At 74.2% G+C, this 23,277-nt stretch carries 23 protein-coding genes; 6 read left to right on the plus strand and 17 right to left on the minus strand.

Annotated features, from left to right (window positions below):
- The first annotated feature begins 333 nt into the window (after positions 1-333).
- The 6 genes from aceE to E7Z53_RS07520 all read left to right on the plus strand — a co-directional run bounded on the left by aceE (position 334) and on the right by E7Z53_RS07520 (position 8,455).
- Positions 334-3,072 carry a pyruvate dehydrogenase (acetyl-transferring), homodimeric type gene (gene aceE / locus E7Z53_RS07495; RefSeq protein ID WP_176337498.1) on the plus strand — a complete coding sequence of 913 codons (2,739 nt, stop codon included), beginning with the start codon at positions 334-336 and terminating at the stop codon, positions 3,070-3,072.
- 111 nt (positions 3,073-3,183) lie between these two features.
- On the plus strand, positions 3,184-4,458 hold the full coding sequence (locus E7Z53_RS07500) for a PucR family transcriptional regulator (RefSeq protein ID WP_176337499.1): 1,275 nt from the start codon (positions 3,184-3,186) through the stop codon (positions 4,456-4,458).
- 78 nt (positions 4,459-4,536) lie between these two features.
- Positions 4,537-5,451, plus strand: coding sequence for an ACP S-malonyltransferase (locus tag E7Z53_RS07505; protein ID WP_035929846.1), 915 nt, complete (start codon positions 4,537-4,539; stop codon positions 5,449-5,451).
- A 111-nt stretch (positions 5,452-5,562) separates the two neighbouring features.
- Entirely contained in the window at positions 5,563-6,630 is a 1,068-nt protein-coding gene (locus tag E7Z53_RS07510) for a beta-ketoacyl-ACP synthase III (RefSeq protein WP_035929841.1), read from the plus strand.
- A 208-nt stretch (positions 6,631-6,838) separates the two neighbouring features.
- Positions 6,839-7,084, plus strand: coding sequence for an acyl carrier protein (locus E7Z53_RS07515; RefSeq protein ID WP_017833742.1), 246 nt, complete (start codon positions 6,839-6,841; stop codon positions 7,082-7,084).
- 111 nt (positions 7,085-7,195) lie between these two features.
- A complete protein-coding gene (locus E7Z53_RS07520) occupies positions 7,196-8,455 on the plus strand; it encodes a beta-ketoacyl-[acyl-carrier-protein] synthase family protein (protein ID WP_017833743.1) in 1,260 nt (419 codons plus the stop codon).
- A gap of 152 nt (positions 8,456-8,607) precedes the next feature.
- On the opposite strand, the gene E7Z53_RS07525 is transcribed toward E7Z53_RS07520, so the two are convergent.
- The 17 genes from E7Z53_RS07525 to E7Z53_RS07605 all read right to left on the minus strand — a co-directional run bounded on the left by E7Z53_RS07525 (position 8,608) and on the right by E7Z53_RS07605 (position 23,253).
- Positions 8,608-9,111: a DUF3145 domain-containing protein gene (locus tag E7Z53_RS07525; RefSeq protein WP_031283140.1), complete on the minus strand. Its 504-nt coding sequence runs from the start codon at positions 9,109-9,111 to the stop codon at positions 8,608-8,610.
- Between the two features lie 309 nt (positions 9,112-9,420).
- Complete coding sequence (locus tag E7Z53_RS07530) at positions 9,421-10,371, minus strand: tyrosine recombinase XerC (protein ID WP_176337500.1); 951 nt, start codon at positions 10,369-10,371, stop codon at positions 9,421-9,423.
- A 9-nt stretch (positions 10,372-10,380) separates the two neighbouring features.
- Positions 10,381-11,589 (minus strand): DNA-processing protein DprA, encoded by a 1,209-nt coding sequence (gene dprA, locus E7Z53_RS07535; protein ID WP_176337501.1) that lies wholly within the window; start codon positions 11,587-11,589, stop codon positions 10,381-10,383.
- A 126-nt stretch (positions 11,590-11,715) separates the two neighbouring features.
- On the minus strand, positions 11,716-13,287 hold the full coding sequence (locus E7Z53_RS07540) for a YifB family Mg chelatase-like AAA ATPase (protein ID WP_109222452.1): 1,572 nt from the start codon (positions 13,285-13,287) through the stop codon (positions 11,716-11,718).
- A gap of 165 nt (positions 13,288-13,452) precedes the next feature.
- Complete coding sequence (locus tag E7Z53_RS07545) at positions 13,453-14,637, minus strand: hypothetical protein (RefSeq protein WP_176337502.1); 1,185 nt, start codon at positions 14,635-14,637, stop codon at positions 13,453-13,455.
- Positions 14,638-14,811: 174 nt separating this feature from the next.
- Positions 14,812-15,180, minus strand: a complete 369-nt coding sequence (locus tag E7Z53_RS07550; RefSeq protein ID WP_017833749.1) for a YraN family protein — start codon at positions 15,178-15,180, stop codon at positions 14,812-14,814.
- A gap of 112 nt (positions 15,181-15,292) precedes the next feature.
- Entirely contained in the window at positions 15,293-15,637 is a 345-nt protein-coding gene (locus tag E7Z53_RS07555; RefSeq protein ID WP_176337503.1) for a DUF2469 domain-containing protein, read from the minus strand.
- Positions 15,634-16,407: a ribonuclease HII gene (locus E7Z53_RS07560; protein WP_176337504.1), complete on the minus strand. Its 774-nt coding sequence runs from the start codon at positions 16,405-16,407 to the stop codon at positions 15,634-15,636. Before E7Z53_RS07560 ends, E7Z53_RS07555 begins: the two co-directional genes overlap by 4 nt.
- Positions 16,397-17,302 carry a signal peptidase I gene (gene lepB, locus E7Z53_RS20255; RefSeq protein WP_232035286.1) on the minus strand — a complete coding sequence of 302 codons (906 nt, stop codon included), beginning with the start codon at positions 17,300-17,302 and terminating at the stop codon, positions 16,397-16,399. Before lepB (E7Z53_RS20255) ends, E7Z53_RS07560 begins: the two co-directional genes overlap by 11 nt.
- Positions 17,303-17,364: 62 nt before the next feature.
- Entirely contained in the window at positions 17,365-18,045 is a 681-nt protein-coding gene (lepB, locus tag E7Z53_RS07570) for a signal peptidase I (protein WP_017833753.1), read from the minus strand.
- Positions 18,046-18,061: 16 nt separating this feature from the next.
- Entirely contained in the window at positions 18,062-18,466 is a 405-nt protein-coding gene (gene rplS / locus E7Z53_RS07575; RefSeq protein WP_017833754.1) for a 50S ribosomal protein L19, read from the minus strand.
- A 195-nt stretch (positions 18,467-18,661) separates the two neighbouring features.
- Positions 18,662-19,480 carry a tRNA (guanosine(37)-N1)-methyltransferase TrmD gene (gene trmD, locus E7Z53_RS07580; RefSeq protein ID WP_035929813.1) on the minus strand — a complete coding sequence of 273 codons (819 nt, stop codon included), beginning with the start codon at positions 19,478-19,480 and terminating at the stop codon, positions 18,662-18,664.
- Entirely contained in the window at positions 19,480-20,133 is a 654-nt protein-coding gene (gene rimM, locus E7Z53_RS07585) for a ribosome maturation factor RimM (RefSeq protein WP_035929809.1), read from the minus strand. The genes trmD and rimM overlap by 1 nt, the downstream gene beginning before the upstream one ends.
- 139 nt (positions 20,134-20,272) lie before the next feature.
- A complete protein-coding gene (locus E7Z53_RS07590; RefSeq protein ID WP_017833757.1) occupies positions 20,273-20,515 on the minus strand; it encodes an RNA-binding protein in 243 nt (80 codons plus the stop codon).
- A gap of 2 nt (positions 20,516-20,517) precedes the next feature.
- Entirely contained in the window at positions 20,518-20,952 is a 435-nt protein-coding gene (rpsP, locus tag E7Z53_RS07595; RefSeq protein ID WP_031283142.1) for a 30S ribosomal protein S16, read from the minus strand.
- A 181-nt stretch (positions 20,953-21,133) separates the two neighbouring features.
- Positions 21,134-22,315, minus strand: coding sequence for an ABC transporter permease (locus E7Z53_RS07600; protein WP_035929806.1), 1,182 nt, complete (start codon positions 22,313-22,315; stop codon positions 21,134-21,136).
- Entirely contained in the window at positions 22,312-23,253 is a 942-nt protein-coding gene (locus E7Z53_RS07605) for an ABC transporter ATP-binding protein (RefSeq protein WP_017833760.1), read from the minus strand. The genes E7Z53_RS07600 and E7Z53_RS07605 overlap by 4 nt, the downstream gene beginning before the upstream one ends.
- Positions 23,254-23,277: the final 24 nt, after the last annotated feature.

Here is a 23,277-nt window from a genome sequence, read left to right on the forward strand (position 1 = left end):
ACCGTCCAGACAACACCGGATCAGGGACTCTTTCAAGCTCCCGCACGGTGAGCGCCTCCGAATCATGGGGGTGACGCGTGGGCTGGCACGCCGTGTGACGGCCCGCCCCGGGTGTGGAAGCATGGTCCCCACAGACACCCCGTACGCCCGAGGCGGCCCCGGCGGCGCGATCCGCACGACGGGCCCGGTTCCCGGACGTCCGCCCGTTCCGGGTGGCGTTCGGACAGCGGAACGGGCAACGGGTATTTTTGAGACTGTCGGACGTCCCGGCCGCGCCCTCGCGCGCGCATCCGCCCGGGATCCGTCGGGCAACTCGACGAAGAGAGGTTGAACGTGCCTTCATCCAGCAACCACCACATCCTCAGTGGCTTGACCAACAACCTGAAGGACTCCGACACCGAGGAGACCCGGGAGTGGATCGAGTCCTTCGAGGGCCTGATCGAGACGCAGGGCACGGAACGGGCGCAGTACATCATGCGCGCCCTCCTCCAGCACGCCGGTGCGAAGAGCGTGGGCGTGCCGATGGTCACCACCACGGACTACGTGAACTCGATCCCGGTGGACCAGGAGCCGGAGTTCCCGGGCGACGAGGAGATCGAGCGGCGCTACCGTGCGTTCCTGCGCTGGAACGCCGCCGTGATGGTGCACCGGGCCCAGCGCCCGGAGATCGGCGTGGGCGGTCACATCTCCTCCTACGCCGGTGTGGCGACCCTCTACGAGGTGGGCCTCAACCACTTCTTCCGCGGCCCGGAGCACCCCGGCGGCGGCGACCAGGTGTTCTGGCAGGGCCACTCGGCTCCCGGCAACTACGCGCGCGCCTATCTCGAGGGCCGGCTCACCGAGGAGCAGCTGGACGGGTTCCGGCAGGAGAAGACGAAGGCCCCGAACGGGCTGCCCTCCTACCCGCACCCCCGCTCCATGCCCGGCTTCTGGCAGTTCCCGACCGTGTCCATGGGCATCGGTCCGATGAACGCGATCTACCAGGCGCAGTTCAACCGCTACCTGCACAACCGCGGGATCAAGGACACCTCCGAGCAGCACGTGTGGGCGTTCCTCGGCGACGGTGAGATGGACGAGCCGGAGTCGCGCGGCCTGCTGCAGCTGGCCGCCAACGACAAGCTCGACAACCTCACGTTCGTCGTCAACTGCAACCTGCAGCGCCTGGACGGGCCGGTGCGCGGCAACGGCAAGATCGTCCAGGAGCTCGAGGCCTTCTTCCGCGGCGCCGGCTGGAACGTGGTCAAGGTGCTGTGGGGCCGCGAGTGGGACGAGCTGCTCGCCAAGGACGAGGACGGCGAGCTCGTCCGGATCATGAACGAGACCCTCGACGGCGACTTCCAGACCTACAAGGCCGAGTCCGGCGGGTTCATCCGCGACCACTTCTTCGGCAAGTCCCCGGCCACCAAGGAGCTCGTCGCGGACATGACCGACGACGAGATCTGGGAGCTCAAGCGCGGCGCCCACGACTACCACAAGGTCTACGCCGCCTACAAGGCCGCGACCGAGCACGAGGGCCAGCCGACCGTGATCCTGGCGCAGGGCGTGAAGGGCTACGGCCTGGGCAGCCACTTCGAGGCGCGCAACGCGACCCACCAGATGAAGAAGCTGACCCTGGAGGACCTCAAGGCCTTCCGCGACCACCTGCGCATCCCCATCTCGGACGAGGAGCTGGAGAGCGACCTCTACGGCGCGCCCTACTACCACCCCGGCAAGGACTCGCCGGAGGTCAAGTACCTGCTGGAGCGCCGCAAGGAGCTCGGCGGCTTCGTCCCCGACCGCCCGCACGAGCAGCAGGAGATCGCGCTGCCCACGGACGCCGCGTACAAGTCCGCGAAGAAGGGCTCCGGCAAGCAGATGGCCGCCACCACCATGGCCTTCGTGCGCATCCTGAAGGACCTCCTGCGGGAGAAGGAGTTCGGCCACCGGATCGTGCCCATCGTCCCCGACGAGGCCCGCACCTTCGGCATGGACTCGTTCTTCCCCACGGCGAAGATCTACAACCCCAACGGGCAGAACTACCTCTCCGTGGACCGCGAGCTGATGCTGGCCTACAAGGAGTCCCCGCAGGGCCAGATCCTGCACGCGGGGATCAACGAGGCCGGCTCCGTGGCGGCGTTCACCGCCGCGGGCACCGCCTACGCCACCCACGGCGAGCCCATGGTGCCGGTCTACATCTTCTACTCGATGTTCGGCTTCCAGCGCACCGGCGACTCCTTCTGGGCCGCCGCCGACCAGATGACCCGCGGGTTCATCATCGGGGCCACCGCCGGGCGCACCACGCTCACCGGTGAGGGCCTCCAGCACGCCGACGGCCACTCGCCGCTGCTGGCCGCGACCAACCCGGCGGTCATCCACTACGACCCCGCGTACGGCTACGAGATCGCCCACATCGTCCGGCGCGGCCTCGAGCACATGTACGGCACGGGCGACGAGGACCACAACGTCATGTACTACGTGACGGTCTACAACGAGCCGTACCAGCAGCCGGCCGAGCCGGAGGACGTCGACGTCGAGGGCATCCTCAAGGGCATCTACCTGCTCAAGCCCGCCGAGAACGAGGGGCCCCGGGCGCAGCTGCTCGCCTCCGGCGTGGCCGTGCCGTGGGCGCTCGAGGCGCAGAAGCTGCTCGCCGAGGACTGGGGCGTCTCCGCCGACGTGTGGTCGGTGACCTCGTGGGTCGAGCTGCGCCGCGACGGCCTGGCGGCCGAGAAGGAGGCGTTCCTCAACCCCGGCGACGGGACGCGGACCCCGTTCGTGGCCCAGCAGCTGGCCGGGGCCACGGGCCCGGTCGTGGCCGTCTCGGACTTCAGCGCGGACCTGCCGGACAAGATCCGCCAGTTCGTCCCGAACGAGTTCGCGTCCCTGGGCGCCGACAGCTTCGGCTTCTCGGACACCCGCGCCGGCGCCCGCCGGTTCTTCAAGATCGACTCCCACTCGATGGTGGTCCGTGCCCTGGAGATGCTCGCCAAGCGCGGCGAGGTCGACTGGCGCGCTCCCGGCGAGGCGATCGAGAAGTACTCGCTCAAGGACGTCACCGCCGGCACCTCCGGCAACGCGGGCGGCGACGCCTGAGCCGAGCCCTCCGGCGCACCACGGCGCCCCGCCCACCCGCGTCCGGGTGGGCGGGGCGCCGTCGTCGTCCCCGGGTCCGGGGCGGCGATCCGGTGCTCTAAGCTCGGAGGCATGGCTGGACAGGACGGGAACACCACGACGCGCTGGCTGCGCCCCTCGCGCAGACGGTCCACCGACCGGCACCGTCCCGTCGCCCCGCCCCACCCCAGGACGCTCGAGAACCTCAAGGCCAACCTGGGCGCGATCTCCACGGTCGCGACCCGCCGGCTCGAGACGGACCTCGGCTGGTTCGAGGAGCTGCGCGCCGACGAGCGCTCCGAGCTGGGCCTCGTGGCCCAGCGGGGCATCTCCTCGTTCGTGCGCTGGTACGAGGACCCGGAGGAGCCCCTGTGGGTGCTCACCCAGGTCTTCCGGGGCGCCCCCACGGACCTGACCCGCTCCATCTCCCTCCAGCACGCCCTGCAGCTGCTGCGGATCGTCGTGGACGTCGTGGAGGAGAAGGTCCCCGAGCTCGCCAAGCACCACGACGAGGCCGCGCTGCGGGAGGCCGTGCTGCGCTACTCGCGGGAGATCGCCTTCGCCGCCGCGGACGTCTACGCCCGCGCCGCCGAGAACCGCGGGTCGTGGGACGCCCGCCTGGAGTCCCTCGTGGTCGACGGGATCCTCCGGGGGGAGCACTCCGACGCGCTGCGCTCCCGCGTCGCGGCCCTGGGCTGGACCTCGACGGGCCCGGTCACCGTGCTCACGGGCTCCGCGCCCGAGGCCGCCGGCCCGTCCACCGTGGCCCGGCTGCGCAGGCTCGCCGGCCGCCACGCGCAGGACTCCCTCGTCTCCATCCAGGGCGACCGGCTCGTGCTCATCCTCGGAGGGCTGTCCGACCGGGACCTCGCCCTCGAGAAGCTCGCCGCCGCGTTCGGGCCGGGACCGGTGGCCTACGGCCCGGAGTCCCCCACGGTCTTCGCGGCGGGACGCTCCGCCCGGCTCGCCCACGCCGCCCTGTCCGTGGCGCCGGCCTGGCCCGCGGCGCCCCGCCCGGTGCACTCCGAGGACCTGTGGCCGGAGCGGGCCATGGCCGGGGACGAGAGCGCGCGCACGGCGATGATCGAGTCGGTCTACCGCCCGCTGACGCGCTCCGCGACCGGGCTCGTGGAGACCCTGTCCGCCTACGTCTCCGTCGGCCACTCCCTCGAGGCCACCGCCCGGGAGCTGTTCGTGCACGCCAACACGGTGCGCTACCGGCTGCGCCGGATCAGCGACCTCACCGGCTGGGACCCCCTGGTCCCCCGCGACGCGTTCGTGCTGCACTGCGCCCTCGTGGCGGGCCGGCTCGCGGACTCGTGCGCCCCCATCGACACCTCCGCCCCCGCCGTGGGACCGGTCTTGTAGCATCCCTACAAACACCGCCGCCGGGCTTGGTGGCCTCCGGGCCACCGCGCGGGGGCCCATCCTTGCGAAGCTGTAGCGGTGATCGCGATCGTCTGCCCCGGACAGGGCTCCCAGAAACCCGGCTTCCTCACCGAATGGCTCGCCCTCGACGGCGTCCGCGCCCACCTCGAGGAGCTGGGCGAGGCCGCAGGACTCGACCTCGTGCACTACGGCACCGAGGCCGACGAGGACACCATCAAGGACACCGCGGTGGCCCAGCCCCTCATTGTGGCCGCGGGCCTCGTCGCGGGCCGGCTGCTCGGGGACCGGATCGGCCCCGGCCGGGACGACCTGGTCTTCGCGGGGCACTCGGTGGGTGAGATCACCGCCTCCGCCCTGGCCGGCGCCCTCACCGAGGCCGACGCCATGGCCTTCGTGCGCACCCGGGCCAACGCCATGGCCCGGGCGGCCGCCGCCGTCCCCACCGGCATGAGTGCCGTGCTCGGCGGCAAGGAGGACGAGGTCCTCGCCGCCATCGAGGCCGCGGGCCTGACGCCCGCCAACGCCAACGGGGGCGGGCAGACCGTGGCCGCCGGCACCCTCGAGCAGCTGACCGCCCTCGCCGCGGCCCCGCCGGCCCGCGCCCGGGTGATCGCCCTCAAGGTGGCCGGCGCCTTCCACACCGAGCACATGGCCCCGGCCCTGGAGCCCCTGCACGAGCTGGTCCCCCGGCTCTCGCCCGCCGACCCCGTGCATCCGCTGCTCTCCAACGCCGACGGCGAGCCCGTGAGCGGCGGCGCCGCCAACCTCGAGTCGCTCGTGGCCCAGGTCTGCCGGCCCGTGCGCTGGGACCTGTGCACGCGGACGCTCCTGGAGCGCGGCGTCGAGCAGCTCGTCGAGCTCCCGCCGGCGGGCACCCTCGTCGGCCTGGCCAAGCGGGGCATGAAGGGCGTCCCGGCCCTGGCCGTGAACTCCGCGGCGGAGCTGGAGCAGGCCAGGAGTATTCTTGACTGACGTCCGCGCGCGCACCTCGTGCGCCGCCCGTCCCGAGGCCGGAGCAGCCGTTCCGCCCCGCCCAGCCGGCCCGTCCGTCCCGCCCGGCCGCACGAAGGAGCAACGACCCCTGTGGTGACCCTGAAGCAGCAACAGACCAACGCGCACTCCCGGATCCTCGGCCTGGGCGTCTACCGCCCGGACGTGGTGGTGACCAACGACGACGTCTGCCAGTGGATCGAGTCCTCGGACGAGTGGATCCAGCAGCGCACCGGCATCAGGACCCGGCACCGCGCCGCCGAGGACGTGAGCGTCCTCGACATGTCCGAGCACGCCGCCCGCGAGGCGCTGGCCGCCGCCGGCATCGAGGCCTCGCAGCTCGGGGCGGTCATCGTCTCCACGATCTCCTTCCCCTACCTCACCCCGTCCGCCGCCGCGGCCCTGGCGGACCGCCTGGGCGCCACCCCGGCACCGGCCTTCGACATCTCGGCGGCCTGCGCCGGCTACTGCTACGGCGTCGCCCAGGCCGACGCGCTCGTCCGCTCGGGCGCGGCCGACTACGTGCTGGTCATCGGCGTGGAGAAGCTCTCCGACGTCATCGACAACACCGAGCGCTCCATCTCCTTCCTGCTCGGCGACGGCGCGGGCGCCGTGGTCATCGGCCCCTCCGACACCCCCGGCATCGGCCCGTCCGTGTGGGGCTCCGACGGCTCCAAGTGGGACGCCATCCGGATGACCCACCCGCTCACCGACATCCGGGCGGTGGAGCAGGGGCGCGAGCGGGCCCAGTCCCCCGACCTCCTCGACCCGGAGACCGGCGCGGTGCGCGAGGACGCCACCCTCTGGCCGACCCTGCGCCAGGACGGGCAGACGGTCTTCCGCTGGGCCTCGTGGGAGGTCGCCAAGCGCGCGCAGGAGGCCATGGACGTGGCCGGGGTGCGGCCCGAGGACCTGAGCGCCTTCATCCCCCACCAGGCGAACATGCGGATCATCGACCAGATGGCCAAGACGCTCAAGCTCCCCGAGTCCGTGGTCATCGCCCGGGACATCGCCGACTCCGGCAACACGTCCGCCGCGTCCGTGCCCCTCGCCACGCACCGCCTGCTCGCCGAGCACCCGGAGCTGTCCGGGAAGCTGGCGCTGCAGATCGGCTTCGGCGCCGGCCTCGTCTACGGGGCGCAGGTCGTCGTCCTCCCCTGACCGCCGCCGGCACGCGGACCGGGCCCCCGGGGTCCTGCTCACGTGTCGGTGCCGCCGCGGGGCCCTGCGAGTCGTCGTAGGGTTGAACCGCACACCCGATGTCCCCCGGTCCGGGCCCACGGCCCGACCGGGACAGATGCACCCGGCACCTGCCCGGGGCGCACGTCACCACCGGCTGCTCCGGCAGCCGCAGAGAAAGGAAGCCACCATGGCGAGCAAAGAGGAAATCCTGACCGGCCTGGCCGAGATCGTCAACGAGGAGACCGGCCTCGAGACCGAGGCCGTCCAGCTGGACAAGTCCTTCACCGAGGACCTCGACATCGACTCCATCTCGATGATGACCATCGTGGTCAACGCCGAGGAGAAGTTCGACGTGACCATCCCCGACGAAGAGGTCAAGAACCTCAAGACCGTCGAGGACGCCGTCAACTTCATCGACAACGCCCAGGCCTGATCCGGCCGGTCGGTGCGGGGCGCGGCGGACCGCAGGATCCGCCGCGCCGCACCGGCCCGCGACCGGGCGGGCCGCCCGCCGCATCACCCCAGGACACGAGGAAGTGCAGTCATGACCCGCAAAGTAGTCGTCACCGGTCTCGGTGCCACCACCCCGATCGGTGGCACCGTCCCCGAGCTGTGGCGCAGCGCCACCACGGGCGTCTCCGGTGTCAGAGCCATCGAGCACGACTGGGTGGACACCTACGATCTGGGCGTGCGGATCGCCGCGCCCGTCTCGACCCCCGCCAGCGAGGTGCTCTCCCGGGTCGAGGCCAAGCGTCTGGACCCCTCCGGGCAGCTGTCCGTCATCGCCGCCCGCGAGGCGTGGGCCGACGCCGGCTTCTCCGGCAACAACGCAGAGACCTCCGAGGAGGTCGACCCGGACCGCTTCGCCGTGGCCTTCGGCACCGGCATCGGCGGGGTCTGGACCCTGCTGGACGCCTACGACACCCTCCAGAAGCGCGGCGCCCGGCGCGTCATGCCCCTCACCGTCCCCATGCTGATGCCCAACGGCAACGCGGCGGCCGTGGGCATGGACCTCAAGGCCCGGGCCGCGTCCATCACGCCCGTCTCCGCGTGCGCCTCCGGCACGGAGGCCTTCTACCAGGGCATGAACCTCATCCGCTCCGGCAAGGCGGACCTCGTGGTGGTGGGCGGCGCCGAGTCCGCGATCCACCCCGTGACCATCGCGGCGTTCGCCTCCATGCAGGCGCTGTCGAAGCGCAACGACGAGCCGGAGCGCGCCTCCCGCCCCTACGACACGGCCCGCGACGGGTTCGTGATGGGCGAGGGCGCCGGCGCCGTGGTCCTCGAGTCGGAGGAGCACGCCCGCGCCCGCGGCGCACGGATCTACGCCGAGCTCGCCGGCGCCGGCCTCACCTCGGACGCCTACCACATCACCGCGCCCGACGAGGAGGGCCGCGGGGCGGCCCGCGCCCTCGCGGAGGCCATGGAGACCGGGGAGTTCGGTCCGGCCGACGTCAAGCACGTCAACGCCCACGCGACGTCCACGCCCAAGGGCGACGCCCCCGAGGCCGGCGCCCTGCGCCGGGCGTTCGGCTCGGCGGTGGACGACATGTGCGTCTCGGCGACCAAGTCGATGACGGGCCACATCCTCGGCGGCTCGGGCGCCGTCGAGGCCGTGCTCACCGTGCTGGCCGTCCACCACCGCACCGCGCCCTGCACCATCAACCTGGAGAACCAGGACCCGGAGATCGACCTCGACGTCGTCACCGACGCCCGCGACCTTCCCTCCGGGGACTTCGTGGCCGTGTCCAACTCCTTCGGCTTCGGCGGCCACAACGCGGTCGCCGCGTTCCGCACCGTCTGAGCGCACGCCCGCCGCGCCCGCGCCGTCGGGCGCAGCCCGTCCGGGCGCAGACCGTTCGGACGCACGGAAGAGGGCCGTCCCGCTGATCGCGGGACGGCCCTCTTGCGCGCTGCGGGCCCGTGCCCCCGGAGGCGGGGCGGGGCCGCGGGGGCTCAGCCGACGCGGTGCAGCCAGCGCACCGGGGCGCCCTCCGCGGCGTGCCGGAAGGGCTCGAGCTCCTCGTCCCAGGCCTCCCCCAGGGCGAGGGAGAGCTCGTTGATGACGAGCAGCGGGTTGCCGGCCGCCGTCTCGTAGGCGTAGCGGATCCGGTCCTCGGAGACCATGATGTTGCCGGCGGCGTCCGTGGTCGCGTGGAAGATCCCGAGGTCGGGGGTGAAGGACCAGCGGGCGCCGTCGTGGCCGCGGCACGGGTTCTCGGTGACCTCGAACCGGAGGCGGCCCATCGTGCGCAGCGCCGAGGCGAGGAGGGCGCCGGTCCCCGCGGGTCCGGACCACTCCAGCTCGGCGCGCACGGAACCGGGCTCGGCGTTCTGCTGGGTCCACTCGAGCTCCGTGCGCTGGCGCGCGACCGACTCCAGCGCCCACTGGATGTGCGGGCACAGCGCTCGCGGAGCCGAGTGCACGTAGAGCACTCCGCGCGTGGTGGGTGCAGACATGACCTGTTCCTCCGTCGTGTAGGTACGTCTTCCCCAACGCCCTGCACGGAAGCGGTCCCACCCGTCGGGCCGCGGCGAGCGTGCCGCGACCGGACGATGCTGTTGTCCGGGCTCGCGTCCCGCCGCGGGGATTCGAGGCCCGCGCGGCGTCCGGTCGCCCGGGTGCCGCACCCGTCGTTCCGGCCGGCTCCGAGCGTGTTGCCGTGTCCGGGACGTCGAGTACAATACGCCACTCATTCAACTGCAAACATTCCACGGGCGTCAACCCGGGACGCCGTGTTGCTCCGCGATCCTCCGCCCCGGCGCACCTCAGGCCCGGGGGTGGGCCTGACGGTAGACGGTTCCCAGGCGGTCCACGGAGACGTGCGTGTAGATCTGGGTGGTCGCCACGGAGGCGTGCCCCAGCAGCTCCTGCACCGTGCGCAGGTCGGCGCCGCCGTCCACGAGGTGCGTGGCCGCCGAGTGGCGCAGGGCGTGCGGACCCCGGGCGGCGGTGTCGGGGACGGTGCCGAGCTCCCGCTCCACGACGCGCCGGACCTGTCGGGCGTCGATCCGGCCGCCCCGGGACCCGAGGAACAGCGCCGGCCCGCTGCCCGCCGCGGCCAGCACGGGCCGGCGGGCCAGCCAGAGCTGCAGCGCGTCGTCGGCGGGGCGGCCGAAGGGCACCGTGCGCTGCTTGTCGCCCTTGCCGATCACCGTGAGGACGCGGCGGGAGCGGTCGACGTCGTCGACGTCGGCACCCGTGAGCTCGCCCACCCGCGCACCGGTGGCGTAGAGCAGCTCGAGGAGGGCGCGGTCCCGGGCGACGAGCGCGCTCTCCACCCCCGCGGTCCCGGGCTCGGTGGAGCGGGCCGCGAGATCGTCCAGCAGCTCGCGCATCCCGTCGGCGGGCACGACGTCCGGGAGGTGGCGCCGGCGGCGCGGGGCGACGAGCCGCAGACTGGGGTCGGCGCCCACCAGGCCGGTGCCGGCGGCCCAGCCGAAGAAACCGCGGACCGACGCCGTCCAGCGGGCCATGGACGAGCGGCCCGCCCCCTCGGCGTGCCGGGCGGCCAGCCAGGCCCGGAGCATCTCCAGGTCCACGGCGGCCGGCGCGGCGACCCCGTACCGGGCGTGCAGCCAGGTGAAGAGGGCACGGAGGTCGCCCGTGTAGGCGTCCACGGTGCGGGGGCTGCGCGCCAGCTCGTGCACCAGGTGGTCCGTGTACCGCTCCAGGGCCCGGACCACGGCCGTGGGCAGCGGGGCGGCGTCGGAGGTCATGCGGCGATTCTAGCGGCGGCGCCACCCCTCCCCCGCCCCCTCCGCCAGGCCGCGCTCCTCGAGCCGGCGCAGCCCGCCCAGCACCTCGCGGACGGACAGGCCGGCGACGCGGGACAGGTGGTCCGGGCGGCTGCGCACCCTCAGGGGCAGCGCGTCGAGGAGCACGCGGTCCCGGTCCGAGAGCCCGTCGACGACGGAGGCCGGGGCGGGGCGGTCGGGCGCCGGCGCCGTCCCGAGGGGCTGGACGAGCTCGAGCAACTCGTCGACGTCCGTGACCAGGACGGCGGTGCCCTCCCGCACCAGCCGGTGGCAGCCGGCGGAGGTGCCGGCGTGGACGCTGCCGGGCACCGCGCCCACCGGGCGGCTGAGCCCGTCCGCGTGGTGGGCCGTGTTCTGAGCCCCGGACCGCCACCGGGCCTCGACCACCACCGTGCCGGCGGAGAGGGCTGCGATGATCCGGTTGCGCTGGAGGAAGCGGTAGCGGCTGGGCGTGCACCCGGGGGCGGCCTCGGCCAGCAGCAGCCCGGCGGCCTCGACCCGGTGGAGCAGCTCGTGGTTGCCCGGAGGATAGAGGCGGTCGATCCCGCACGCCATGACCGACACCGTGGGCGGGTGCGCGGTGCCGGTGGCCAGCGCGGCCGAGTGGGCGGCCTGGTCGATGCCGTGGGCACCGCCGGAGACCACCGTCCAGCCGCGGGCGGCCAGGGCGCCGGCGATGTCCAGGGCGACCTGCCGGCCGTAGGTCGAGCAGTCCCGGGAGCCGACGACGGCGACGGAGCGGGCGGCGGGGAAGCCGAGGAGCCGCCGGTCGCCGCGGCCCCACAGGCCCACCGGCTGGAACAGGCCCAGGTCGGCCAGCGCCGCCGGCCAGTCGGGGTCCTCGGGGATCGCGAACCACGCTCCCGCCCGGGCGGCGATCCCCAGGTCGGCGGAGGGGTCGAGGTCCGCCGCCCGGGGCGCCCAGCGGGCCAGGGCGCGCCGGAGGTCGACCTGCCGGGGACCGTACCCGGCCTCGGCGGCCGCCCGCACGAACACCGGGTGCTCCCCGGCGCCGATGGGGCGCGTCCCCGTGGCGATCTCGAGCGCGGCGACCGGTCCGAGCGCCGCCAGCAGCAGCATGGCGGTGGCGTCGGTCGGCTCCACGAGCCGGGACAGCCCGGCGCGGGCCAGCAGCAGCGGGTCGTGGCCGGAGCGTGTGCCGGGCGGGGCGGAGTGCATGGCGGGCCTTCCTGTCGCGGACGGGTCGGACTGGACGGAATGGGTCGGACCGGACCAACCGGGCCGGACGGGGCGGGACGGGCGGGACGGGGCGGGACGGGGTGGACGGGGCGGATGCGGCGGCGCTCAGGCCGGGACGAGGGAGCGGAAGTACAGCGCGGTGTCGACGTCGTCGAGCACCGGGACGCCCCGGCCCTCCAGGTCGGCCAGCGTCCAGGCGACCCGGAGCACCCGCTGGTGCCCTCGGGCGGTCAGCGAGCCTCGGTCCATGGCCCGCTCCAGCGGGGCGGTGACCGGGCGCGGGGGACGCAGGGCGCCGTGCAGGAGGCTGCCCCCGAGCTCGGCGTTCGTGCGCAGCCCCAGGCCGCGCAGACGCTCCGCCTGGGCCGCCCGCGCCCGGGCGACGCGCACGGCGACCTCCGCCGTGCTCTCCCCCTGTCCCGCCCCGGCGGCGAGCTCGCCGTAGGAGACCTTCGGCACCGCGATCTGCAGGTCCACCCGGTCCAGCAGCGGACCGCTCAGCTTGCCGAAGTAGCTGCGGCGCATCCGTGGGGTGCACGTGCAGTCGGCGCCCCGGCCCCCGGCCTGCCCGCACGGGCAGGGGTTCGCCGCGAGGACCAGCTGGAAGCGGGCCGGATAGACCGCCGAGGCCGTGGACCGGTCGATCACGACCCGGCCGTTCTCGAGGGGCTGGCGCAGCGCGTCGACGACCCCGCGGTCGAACTCGGGGGCCTCGTCGAGGAAGAGGACGCCGCGGTGCGCCCGGGAGGCGGCACCGGGGCGCGGGATCCCGGACCCGCCCCCGAACAGGGCGGCCGCCGAGGCGGTGTGGTGCGGCGCCTCGAAGGGAGGGCGCCGGATCAGGGCGGTGCACCGCCCGGCGGCCCCGTTGAGCGAGTGGACGGCCGTCACCTCCATCGCGGCGTCGTCCTCGAGGTCCGGCAGCAGGCCCGGGAGCCGCTCGGCGAGCATCGTCTTGCCGGATCCTGGTGGGCCCACCATGAGCAGGTGGTGCCCGCCGGCGGCGGCGATCTCCAGGGCCAGGCGCCCGTCGGTCTGCCCGGCGACGTCGGCGAGATCCGGTGCGGCGCGGGGTGCGGGGTGGGTCCCCACGCCGTCCGTTCCGGGCAGGCCCGGCGCTGCCCCGCCCGGGACGGACCCGGCAGGTGCCGGCCGGCACAGACCGGCGGGATCGGCCCCGGCGCCGGCGAGCACGTCGGCGAGGCAGCGGAAGCCCTCCACCCGTGCGCCGGGGACCAGCCCCGCCTCCGCCGCGTTGGCCGCCGGGACGACGATCCGCTCGTGCCCGGCGCGCACGGCGGCCATGACCGCCGGCAGGATGCCGCGCACCGGCCGCAGCGCCCCGTCCAGGCCCAGTTCGGCCAGGAAGACGGTCCGTCCGGTTGCGGGCACGTCACCGGCGGCCTGCAGGGCGCTCATCACGATGGCGAGGTCGAAGAGGGATCCCCGCTTGGGCAGCGTCGCGGGGGTCAGGTTGACCGTGAGCTTGCGCGGGCTCAGGGGCATCCCGCTGTTGCGCGCCGCCGCCCGCAGCCGTTCCCTCGCCTCGTTGAGCGCGGCGTCCGGCAGCCCCACGATGGAGAAGGCGGGCAGGGTCTGCCCGATGTCCGCCTCGACCTCCACCATCGACCCGTCGAGCCCGACCAGGGCCACCGCCCAGGTGCGTGCGAAGCCCATCAGCGCACCCCGGTGGCGGGCGCGACGGGGTCCCGGGGGCGGCGCCCGGGGACGGGGAACGGAAGGGGACGACGACGGTGCATGGGAACCTCCTCGTTCCCAGACTGTGCCGTGCCGGCGGAGCGCGGCGGTGTCGCCCGCCCGACGGTGGAGAAGTCCGCCGGCTCAGGCCAGTTCGGCCCCGCTGGGGAGCGAGGGTGACGGCCCGGGCGTCGCGGCCGGTGACGGAGCGCCCGTGGAGGCCGTGGGGGTGGGTGTCGCCGTGGGGGACGGAGCGGGCGACGGAGTGGTGGTCGAGGCCGACGGCGCGGGCGTCGGCGTGGACTCCGGGCGCGGGGGCCAGTTCCAGCGCCTGGAGGTGCTCGGCGAGGGCGAGGCCGAGGCGCCGGCGGTGGCCCCGGGGGTGGCGACCTCGCCCCTGGCGGGGTTCTCGGCGGGAGGCATGGTCTCCTCCGGCGGTGGCGCGACCGGGGGAACGGGCGTCGGCGTGGGCTCCGGCGTCGGCTCCGCGGGAGGCATGACGGGAGGGACGACGGGAGGGATCACCGGGTCCACCGGCTGCTGGGGGTTCGCCGGTTCCACCGGCGGCTGCGGCGCCGCCGGCTCGGGCTCGGGGGCCGGTGCGGGTTCGGCGGGCACCGGCGCGGCAGGCACGCGAGGCGGTTGCGCGGCGGGACGGGCGGGTTCGGGTGCCGCCGGTGCCGGCGCCGGTTCCGCCTCGATCCGCTCCCGGGGCGCCGGCTTCGGCACCCCGGCCCGGTACTGGCGCTGCTCGGGCCCGTGCCCGACCGGGGCGGGGTCCTGTGACCGGTCGTTGGGGTACGGGGACAGCTCGATGTCGTCGAAGGTCTTCGGCAGCTTCTCGAAGTCGCCGACCATGAGCTCCCGGCCCGTGGCGCCGACCGGGACGGCGCCGGTGTACTGGGCGATCAGCTCGTGCGTGCGGGCGTCGAGCCGGGCGCCCTCCTGCGGGTCGAGGGGGGAGCCGTCGGCGCCCCAGAAGCCGCCCTCCCCGGAGCGGTTGGGGTCCCAGTCCGAGAGGACCTCGGCGACCGGCTCGAACGGGAACTGCCCGCCCTCGTGGCTGATCACCTTGAGGTCGTCGATCTGGACGGTGCGGGTGCCCTCGGTGTTGTCGATGTGCAGCTCCACGTAGACCACCGGCTCCACGCTCAGGTCCCGCCGCAGCTGCTCGACGTCGTCGTCGGGGGCCGGCACGGTGGGCAGGTCGAAGGTGATGACCGCGCCCTCGTCGGTGGTGAGGGCGTACGGGCCCGGGCTGAGACCGCTGGGCGCGGTGATCACGGTGCCCGGCTGCGCGATCGCGTCGGGCTCCGGGGCCTTCAGCACGCCGCACCCGGTGGCGGTCAGCGCGACAGCCGCCGCGAGAGCCGCAGCGCGTCGTGGAGCGGCGAGCGGTCCCGCAGCGACCACAGCACACCTCCGTCGTTACTCCCGATCATCGACGGTTCAACATTGGCACGTCGCACGAGGCATGTCACGCGGGCCCGGGCGCGCCGCGTCTCATTGGATCTGCCGCAGGACCTCGATCTCCGGCCCTCCGCCGTGTGCGAAAGTAATTGCAACGGCATCGACCCTGACCACCCGGGGGTCGCGGTCGTGGGCCCGCGCCCAGGCGGCCGCCAGGCGGTGCAGACGGACGATCTTCTGCCGCGTAATGGACTCGAACGGATGCCCGTACCGCAGGCTCGAGCGGGTCTTCACCTCGACGACGACCACCCAGCCCTCGTGCTCCGCGACGAGGTCGGCCTCCCCCCGCAGTCCGTCCCGGGAGGGCCGTGCGCGCCAGTTGCGCTCCAGGACGCGGTACCCCCGCGCCTCGAGGTGGGCGGCCGCCAGCAGCTCGCCGCGCGCGCCCAGTCCCTCGGACACGGGACACCTCCCTGCTCGGCGGCGCCGTCCCGGCGGCGGCCGGTCGGGTGCCCTCATCGTGCGCCGCGCCGGTCCCCCGCCGAGGGGCCCCAGGGACCGTGTGCAGGGCGGATCAGGGGGCCGCGGGCCCCTCCGGCACGGGCCCGGCGGCGCCCGGCACCGCGAAGGGGTCCGCGTGGGCGAGCTCCTCCACGTTGACGTCCTTGAAGCTCATGACGTGCACGTGCTTCACGAAGCGGGCGGAGCGGTAGACGTCCCACACCCACGCGTCCTTGAGCTCCACGTCGAAGTACAGCCCGGTCTTCGTCTCGACCGGCTCGACCCGGACCGAGTTGGCCAGGTAGAAGCGGCGGTCCGTCTCCACCACGAACTGGAAGAGCCCGGCGACGTCCCGGTACTCGCGGTACAGCTGCAGCTCGAGGTCCGTCTCGAAGTTCTCGAGTTCTTCGGCGCTCATGTCGTCCCGTCTCCGATCGTGCTCGGCGCGGCCGCGGGCGGCGCCTGCGTGAGCCGCCAGCTGAGCCGGTGGTGCGGCGTGGTCCCGTGCTCCTCGAGGGCGCGGCGGTGCCGGACGGCGCCGTAGCCCTTGTTGCTGTCCCAACCGTACTGCGGCCAGCCCGCGGAGAGCTCGCCCATGACCCGGTCCCGCTCGACCTTCGCGAGCACGCTGGCAGCGGCGACGGACGCGCACGTCAGGTCGGCCTTGACGCGGGTCACGACCTGTCCGTCCCACCCGTGCACCGGGAGGCCGTCCGCCGCGGGCGGGGGGTCGCCGAAGAGCGTCCCGGCGCCGGGCCCCGAGAGCCAGTCGTGCGCGCCGTCGAGGAGCACGACGTCGGGCGGCGTCCCCCGCCGCGCCGCGGCCGCGATCGCCCGGTGTCCGGCCAGGCGCAGCGCGGCCGTCAGCCCGAGTCCGTCGATCTCCTGCGGCGAGGCGTGGCCGACGCCGGCGGCCGCGCACCAGGCGAGGATGCGGGGGACGAGCGCTTCGCGCCGTGCAGGGGTGAGCAGCTTGCTGTCCCGCAGCCCGGGGACCCCGCGCCCGGTCCCGGGTCGCAGGACGACCAGCCCGGCGGTGACGGGTCCGGCGAGGGCCCCGCGGCCCACCTCGTCCATCCCGCCGACGAGGCGCCCGTCCGGCTCCTGCAGGGACCGCTCGACGACGAGCCCCGGGGCCCCGCCCCGGGGCGGCGCCGAGCGCCGGCCCGGCCGGGGCTCAGGAGCCACCGGCGGACCGGTCGGCGACGTCGGCGAAGACCTCGTCCGGGTTCTGCAGCAGCTGGAACCGGTCCAGCGGCCAGGCGATGACGAACGCGGTCCCGACGACGTCGTCGTGGCTGATGAACGCTCCGTTGTCCGCGATCTCGGCCAGGTGCACCCGGGCGTCGGCGGACGCGTCCCGGTGGTCGCCCAGCACGAAGTAGTGGTTCTCGGGGACCTCGACCTCGAACTCGAGCTCCGAGGGCGCGGACCCGGGGTGGAGGTACGCGTCCTGCTCCTCGAGGGCCTCCCCGTTGACGGTGACCCGCCCCGAGGCGTCGCAGCACGCCACGGTGTCGCCCCCGACCCCGATGACGCGCTTGATGAGGTGCTGGTCGGTGCGATCGGGCAGCACGCCGACGAAGGCCAGGGCGTCGTAGACGGCGTCGGTCGGCCCGCCCCCGCTGTCGGGCTGGGCCGGCAGCCAGCCCTTGGCGTCCTCGAAGACCACGATGTCCCCGCGCTCGAGCGGGCCGAAGGTGGGCTCGAGCACGTTGACGAAGATGCGGTCGTTGAGCTGGAGGGTGTTCTCCATCGAGCCGGAGGGGATGTAGAACCCCCGCACCAGCAGGGTCTTCACGACGAACGCGATGAGCACGGCCCAGACCAGCACGAGGAGGATCTCCCGCGCCGAGCCCCAGAAGGTGTCGGGGCGCTTCTTGCGGGAGCGCCGGTCGGAGGAGCGCCGGCCCGCGCGGCGCGACGACGCCTGGTCCTGCCCGTCCTCGGCGCCGTCGAGGGGTGCGGTGGCGCGCTCCGCGTCGGCGGTGGGCGCCGCCGGGACGGGAACGGCGGCGTCACCGGGGACGCCGTGGTTCTCCTGGGGCACGCCGTCGCCGGCGGGCTGGGTCCTGTCGGCCACTGCTCTCGTCCTTCCTGGGCGGACGCCTGTGGGCGTCCGGATCCGGATCCGTGCGGATCGCGTCAGAGCTGCCCGGCCCGGTCCCGGGGCCACAGAACAGCAATGGGTTCTCCGATGACCTTATCCGCTCGGACCAGTCCGCCACCGGGCGCGCCGAGCAGGCTGCGCGAGTCCACCGACACCGACCGGTGGTCGCCCATCAGCCAAAGCCTGCCCTCCGGGACCACCGCGGTGAACTCGACCTCGCTGGGCCGGTCCCCGTCGAGGACGTAGTCCTCGACGATCTCCTCGCCGTCGACCTCGAGGCGGCCGGAGGGACCGCAGCAGGCGACGGTGTCCCCGGGGGTGCCGATGACCCGCTTGAGGTACACGCTGTCCGAGCCGGTGAGCCCGCTCCACCGGCCGAGGGTCTGCAGGACCTGCACGGGCCACGGGTCGTCGCTGTGCAGCGGGGCGAAGCTGCCCCGCCCGTCGAAGACCACGAGGTCGCCCCGTTCGAGAGCGTCCTCGTCGACGAGCTTGCCCACGAGCACCCGGTCCCCCGGTTCGACCGTGGGCTGCATCGAGTCCGACCCGATCCAGTAGACGTCCAGCACGAAGGCGCGCAGCAGACCCGTGACCAGCACGGCCGCCAGGAGGGCGAGGACGACGGAACGCCAGCCCCGAGCACGGGGCTGGCGTTCTCGCCGAACGGCGTGGGACCCGGTGGCGCGGGGGTCCCGTGCGCGGGTTCCGGTGGACACCGAAGCGCGCGCTGTCCTACTTGCCGGACTTGCCGGACTTGACGGCCTTCCCGGACTTCGAGGACTTGGCCGTGGTGTTGTCGCGCTTCTCGCGGATGCGGGCGGCCTTGCCGTGGCGGTCGCGCATGTAGTAGAGCTTCGCGCGGCGGACGTCACCGCGGGTGACGACCTCGATCTTCTCGATGACCGGGGAGTGCACCGGGAAGGTGCGCTCCACGCCCACGCCGAAGGAGACCTTGCGGACGGTGAAGGTCTCGTGCACGCCGGCGCCCTGGCGGCCGAGGACGAAGCCCTTGAAGACCTGGACGCGGGAGCGGCTGCCCTCGACGATGTTGACGTGCACGTTGAGGGTGTCGCCCGGCCGGAAGTCGGGGACGTCGCTGCGCAGCGACTTGGCGTCGAGCTGGTCGAGAATGTTCATGGTGACTCTCCTGGTGAACGCCGCAGGTCGCTCACGTGGGTCGGCACGGATCCGTGGTGGCGGGGCGGTGCCCGGTCCGGGTGCGGGATCCGCAAGACGTGGTGACGGGAACCCTGTTCGGGGTCCCGGGTGTCCGGCTGTTGGTCGCTCATCCCCCTGCGGCAGGGGCGTGCCCAGCAGACACACAGCTGAACATTATGCCACAGGTTCCCCGGAGGCGCCGTCCCCGGCGCGCACCACGTGTCCGCCCGAGACGACCCACCCGGCCTCGGCCAGGACGGCGCGGTCCGCGCGGTCCAGGCCGGCGGGGTCGAGGGACGCGACGAGGTCGGGGCGGCGGGCGGCGGTGCGCTGCAGCTGGCGGTCCCGCCGCCAGCGGGCGATCCGGCCGTGGTGGCCGGAGAGCAGGACCTCGGGGACCGGCCGGTCCCGCCACAGCGCGGGCTTGGTGTAGACGGGGTACTCGAGCAGGCCGTCGGCGTGGGACTCCTCCACGAGGGACTCGGGGTTGCCGACCACGCCGGGCACGAGGCGCCCGACGGCCTCGACCATGGCGAGCACGGCGACCTCCCCGCCGTTGAGGACGTAGTCGCCGAGGCTCATGGGGCGGACCTCGAAGTGCTCGCGGGACCAGTCCACCACGCGCTCGTCGATGCCCTCGTAGCGCCCGCACGCGAAGACGAGGTGCTCCCGCAGGGCCAGCTCGCGGGCGGTGGCCTGAGTGAAGACCTCACCGGCCGGGGAGGGCACGACCAGCACCGGCCGCTCCCCCGCCGGCGCGGGTCCGCCGCCGAGGACGGCGCCGAGCGCCGCGGCCCACGGCTCCGGCTTCATCACCATGCCGGCCCCGCCGCCGTAGGGGGTGTCGTCCACGGTGCGGTGCCGGTCGGTCGTGAACTCGCGCAGGTCCGTCACGGTCAGCTCGAGGAGGCCCTGCTGCCGGGCCTTGCCGATCAGGGAGAGGTCCAGGGCGGAGAGGTACTCGGGGAAGATGCTGACGACGTCGATGCGCATCAGCGCCCGCCCTCCGTCGCCCCGTCCGCGGGGTCCCCGGTGCCGGGGTTCCCGTCGCCGGGGTTCACGGCGTCGCCGTTCCCGTCGTCGTCGTTCCCCTCGTCGGGCTTCCCGTCGTCGAGGCCGAGCTCGAGCAGCCCCGGCGGAGGGGTCACCACGACGAAGCCCCCCTCGGGGTCGACGACCGGGACGATCTCCTCGACGAAGGGGAGCACGGCCTCGCGCCGCCCCTCGTCGAGCTCGATCTCCAGCAGGTCCTGGACGGGCAGGGTGCGCAGCCCGGTGACCACGCCGATCCGCGGGCCCGACCCGTCCTCGGGGCCGGTGCGCACCTCGAGGTCGACCAGCTCGTGCTCGTACCACTCGTCGGACTCGGGGTCCTCCTCCAGCGCCTCGGCGTAGAGGTGGGCTCCGCGCAGGGTCTCGGCCCCGTTGCGGTCGGGGACCTCCTCAAGGGCCACCACGAGCACGGCCTTGTTCCAGCGCGCCCCGCGCACGGTGACCACGCCCTCGGGGGCGAGGGGGACGGACGGCTCGAGCAGCAGCCGGGCGCCGGGGGCGAAGCGCTCCTCCGGGGCGTCGGTGAACAGCTGCACGGTGACCTCCCCCCGGATGCCGTGGGGCTTGCCGACGCGGGCGACCTGGACCTTCATGGATCTCCTGGGGGTCGGCGGCCGGGTGGCCGCGGGGAGGGGTGCGGTGGCGGGGAAAAGCCGACGGTCCCCGCATCCGGTGCGGATGCGGGGACCGTGCGGGCGGCGGGACCGGACGCCGGGGCGCCCGGTGCGCGCCTCAGCGGGTACGGTCGGTGTCGACGACGTCGATCCGGACCGGGCCGTCCTCGGCGAGTGCGCCCACGACGGTGCGCAGCGCCTTGGCCGTGCGGCCCTGGCGGCCGATGACCCGCCCGAGGTCGTCCGGGTGCACCCGGACCTCGAGGGTCTCCGACCGGCGCCCGCTCTTGACACGGACGTCGACGTCATCGGGGCTGTCCACGATCCCGCGGACCAGGTGCTCCAACGCGTCGGCGAGCATGACTACTCGGCCTTCTCGGCGTCAGCCGCGGGGGCGTCGTCGGACTCGGCACCGGGGGCGGCCGGCTCGGCCTTCTCGCCCTTGGGGGTGATCGCCTCGGGGACGATCACGGAGCCCTTGTCGGGGGCGACGAACTCGGCCTTGGGCTCGCGCGTCCGGAGGGTGCCCTCGGCGCCCTCCTCGCCCTTGAACCGCTGCCAGTCGCCGGTCACCTTCAGGATGGCGGCGACGGCCTCGGACGGCTGGGCGCCGACGCCGAGCCAGTACTGGGCCCGGTCCGAGACGACCTCGATGTAGGAGGGGTGCTCGGTCGGGTGGTACTTGCCGATCTCCTCGATGACGCGGCCGTCGCGCTTCTTGCGGGAGTCGACGACGACGACGCGGTAACGGGGATCGCGCATCTTGCCCATGCGCTTGAGACGGATCTTAACAGCCACTGGTGTGGACTCTCCTGGTTCTTGGATGAGGTGAACGCCCTGGTCTCGCTCCCGTGGGGCGGGCCGGTCACAGGGGTTCTGTGGACACGAGAAACGTGCGGCGAGAGGGACCGCACGCATCGAGTACCCGTCCAGTATGCCAGACGCCGTCAAGTCCGGCGTCCGGCGGCGCGCTGCCCGCTCACTGCTCGAGGCGCGCGGCCTCCCGCCACGTGAGGGAGCGTCCGCCCTGGAACACGGCGCGCTGGTAGATCCGCTCCCCGAGGCGCAGCAGCACCCAGGCCGCGGCGAGGGCCAGCGCGAGGGACAGCACGGGCTGCCACCAGGCCACGCCGCCGTCCAGCATCCGGATGGGCATCGCCACCGAGGAGACGACCGGGACGAAGGACGCGGCCGTGAGCCACGCGCCCTCGGCGTAGAGGCCCACGAAGAGGGCTCCGATGAGCACCGTCATGATCGGCCCGGTGCTCGTCTGGAGGTCCTCGGAGCGGGAGGCCAGGGAGCCGAGGACCGCCCAGACGGAGGCCTGCGCGGCGAAGCCCGCCACGAAGAAGGCCACGAACCAGCCGGACGCGGCGAGGATCCAGCCGACGTCCGCGGCGGCGCCCGTGACGTTGACGCCGACGAGGCCGACGGCGGCGTAGAGCCCGATCTGACCGAACGCGAGCAGGGAGTTGCCGAGCACCTTGCCGTAGAGCAGCTGCCGGACGGGGACGGCGGTGGCCAGGATCTCCACGACCCGGTTCTGCTTCTCCTCGAGCACGGAGTTGGCGATGGCCATGCCGAAGAGGATGGCGGCCAGGTAGAACAGGAACGCGAAGACGAAGCCCACCACGAGCCGTGCGGGGCCGCGGTCCTGGCCGCCGGACAGCAGCTCGGTGCGCACCTCGGCACCCGCGGTCAGCTCCTCGGCGGTCGTCCCGGCGGCCCGGGCGCCGGCCGCCAGCGTCTCCGCGGCCACCGCGTCCTCGAGGACCCGGGCGAGGGCGGGGTCGACGTCGTCCTGGCCGACCACCGTCCACCCGTCGAGGTCCCGCAGCAGCGCGGCGTCGGCGGTCCCGTCGGCCACCGCCTCGCGGGCCGCGTCCGGGGAGTGGGCGGAGTGCACGGTGAGGGTGTCCTCGCCGCGCTCGGCCAGCTCCTGCGCGGCCCGCGCCGCGACGGGCGCCGCGTCGGGCGCCGCGGTCGCCAGGACGTGGTCGGCGGCCCGGCCTCCGAACAGAGCGGAGGCGGCGATCGAGGCGGCCACGAGGAGCACCGTGACCACCGTGGAGAGCAGGAAGGACCGGTCCCGCAGCTTGACGGAGATCTCGCGGGACGTGACGATCCACCAGGGACGGGCTGCGGGCGGGCGGGCGCTCATCGGGTGACCTCCCGGTAGACGTCGGACAGGGAGGGCACGATCTCGGCGAACTCCAGGAGCCCGCGGGGCACAGCGGTCTCGAGGACGCGGCGGCGGGCGGCGGCGTCCGCGAGCTCGAGCACCGCGGCGGGTCCGTCGACGTCGACGACGCGAACGCCCGGCAGGTCCCGCACCCAGCCGGCGTCCTGCTCGCAGCGCAGCCGGTGCCGGCGGGGACCGGTGCGGCGCAGGTCCTCGGCCGTGCCGGAGGCCAGGACCCGGCCGCCGGAGAGGACGACCAGGGAGTCGCAGAGCCGGTCGACGAGATCGAGCTGGTGGCTCGAGAAGAGCACGGGCACGCCCTGGGCCGTGTGCTCGCGCAGCAGCTCGACCATGGAGTCCACCGCCACGGGGTCCAGGCCGGAGAACGGCTCGTCCAGCACCAGGGCGGCGGGCCCGTGCAGGAGCGCGGCGGCGACCTGCACCCGCTGCTGGTTGCCGAGGGAGAGGGACTCCAGCCTGTCCTTCCCGCGCTCGGCCAGGCCGAAGCGCTCCAGCAGCCGCCCGGCCTCCGCGAGGGCGTCCCGGCGGTCCATGCCGTGGAGCCGGCCGAGGTAGCCGAGCTGGTCGAGCACCGGCTGCTTGGGGTAGAGCCCCCGCTCCTCGGGCATGTACCCGAAGCGGGCCCGGTCCGCCGCGGTGGCGGGACGGCCGTCCCACAGGACCTCGCCGGCGGAGACGCGCAGCACGCCCATCAGCATCCGCATGGTCGTGGTCTTGCCCGCGCCGTTGGCCCCGACGAAGCCGGTCATCCGGCCGGGCTCGACCCGGAAGGAGACGTCCTCGACCACGGTGCGGCCCCCGAAGGACCGGCTCAGGCCCCGCGCCTCCAGGACGTGCCCCTCGGGGCGGCTCCGGAAGCGGGTCGTGGTCGCGGCGGGGGTGGTGCTGGTGCTCATGGGCCCGGGTCCTCTCGGGGTGCG

It is taken from the genome of Kocuria salina (assembly GCF_013368965.1).
Lineage (GTDB): Bacteria > Actinomycetota > Actinomycetes > Actinomycetales > Micrococcaceae > Kocuria > Kocuria rosea.

What these genes read in the sequence shown, in the direction of transcription:
- E7Z53_RS07500 (WP_176337499.1), top strand. Translation starts at nt 3,184, where the DNA reads ATGGCTGGACAGGACGGGAACACCACGACGCGCTGGCTGCGCCCCTCG.
- E7Z53_RS07515 (WP_017833742.1), top strand. Translation starts at nt 6,839, where the DNA reads ATGGCGAGCAAAGAGGAAATCCTGACCGGCCTGGCCGAGATCGTCAAC.
- E7Z53_RS07520 (WP_017833743.1), top strand. Translation starts at nt 7,196, where the DNA reads ATGACCCGCAAAGTAGTCGTCACCGGTCTCGGTGCCACCACCCCGATC.
- E7Z53_RS07525 (WP_031283140.1), bottom strand. Translation starts at nt 9,111, where the DNA reads ATGTCTGCACCCACCACGCGCGGAGTGCTCTACGTGCACTCGGCTCCG.
- E7Z53_RS07530 (WP_176337500.1), bottom strand. Translation starts at nt 10,371, where the DNA reads ATGACCTCCGACGCCGCCCCGCTGCCCACGGCCGTGGTCCGGGCCCTG.
- dprA (WP_176337501.1), bottom strand. Translation starts at nt 11,589, where the DNA reads ATGCACTCCGCCCCGCCCGGCACACGCTCCGGCCACGACCCGCTGCTG.
- E7Z53_RS07540 (WP_109222452.1), bottom strand. Translation starts at nt 13,287, where the DNA reads ATGGGCTTCGCACGCACCTGGGCGGTGGCCCTGGTCGGGCTCGACGGG.
- E7Z53_RS07555 (WP_176337503.1), bottom strand. Translation starts at nt 15,637, where the DNA reads ATGAGCGCCGAAGAACTCGAGAACTTCGAGACGGACCTCGAGCTGCAG.
- rplS (WP_017833754.1), bottom strand. Translation starts at nt 18,466, where the DNA reads ATGAACATTCTCGACCAGCTCGACGCCAAGTCGCTGCGCAGCGACGTC.
- trmD (WP_035929813.1), bottom strand. Translation starts at nt 19,480, where the DNA reads ATGCGCATCGACGTCGTCAGCATCTTCCCCGAGTACCTCTCCGCCCTG.
- rimM (WP_035929809.1), bottom strand. Translation starts at nt 20,133, where the DNA reads ATGAAGGTCCAGGTCGCCCGCGTCGGCAAGCCCCACGGCATCCGGGGG.
- E7Z53_RS07590 (WP_017833757.1), bottom strand. Translation starts at nt 20,515, where the DNA reads ATGCTCGCCGACGCGTTGGAGCACCTGGTCCGCGGGATCGTGGACAGC.
- E7Z53_RS07600 (WP_035929806.1), bottom strand. Translation starts at nt 22,315, where the DNA reads ATGAGCGCCCGCCCGCCCGCAGCCCGTCCCTGGTGGATCGTCACGTCC.
- E7Z53_RS07605 (WP_017833760.1), bottom strand. Translation starts at nt 23,253, where the DNA reads ATGAGCACCAGCACCACCCCCGCCGCGACCACGACCCGCTTCCGGAGC.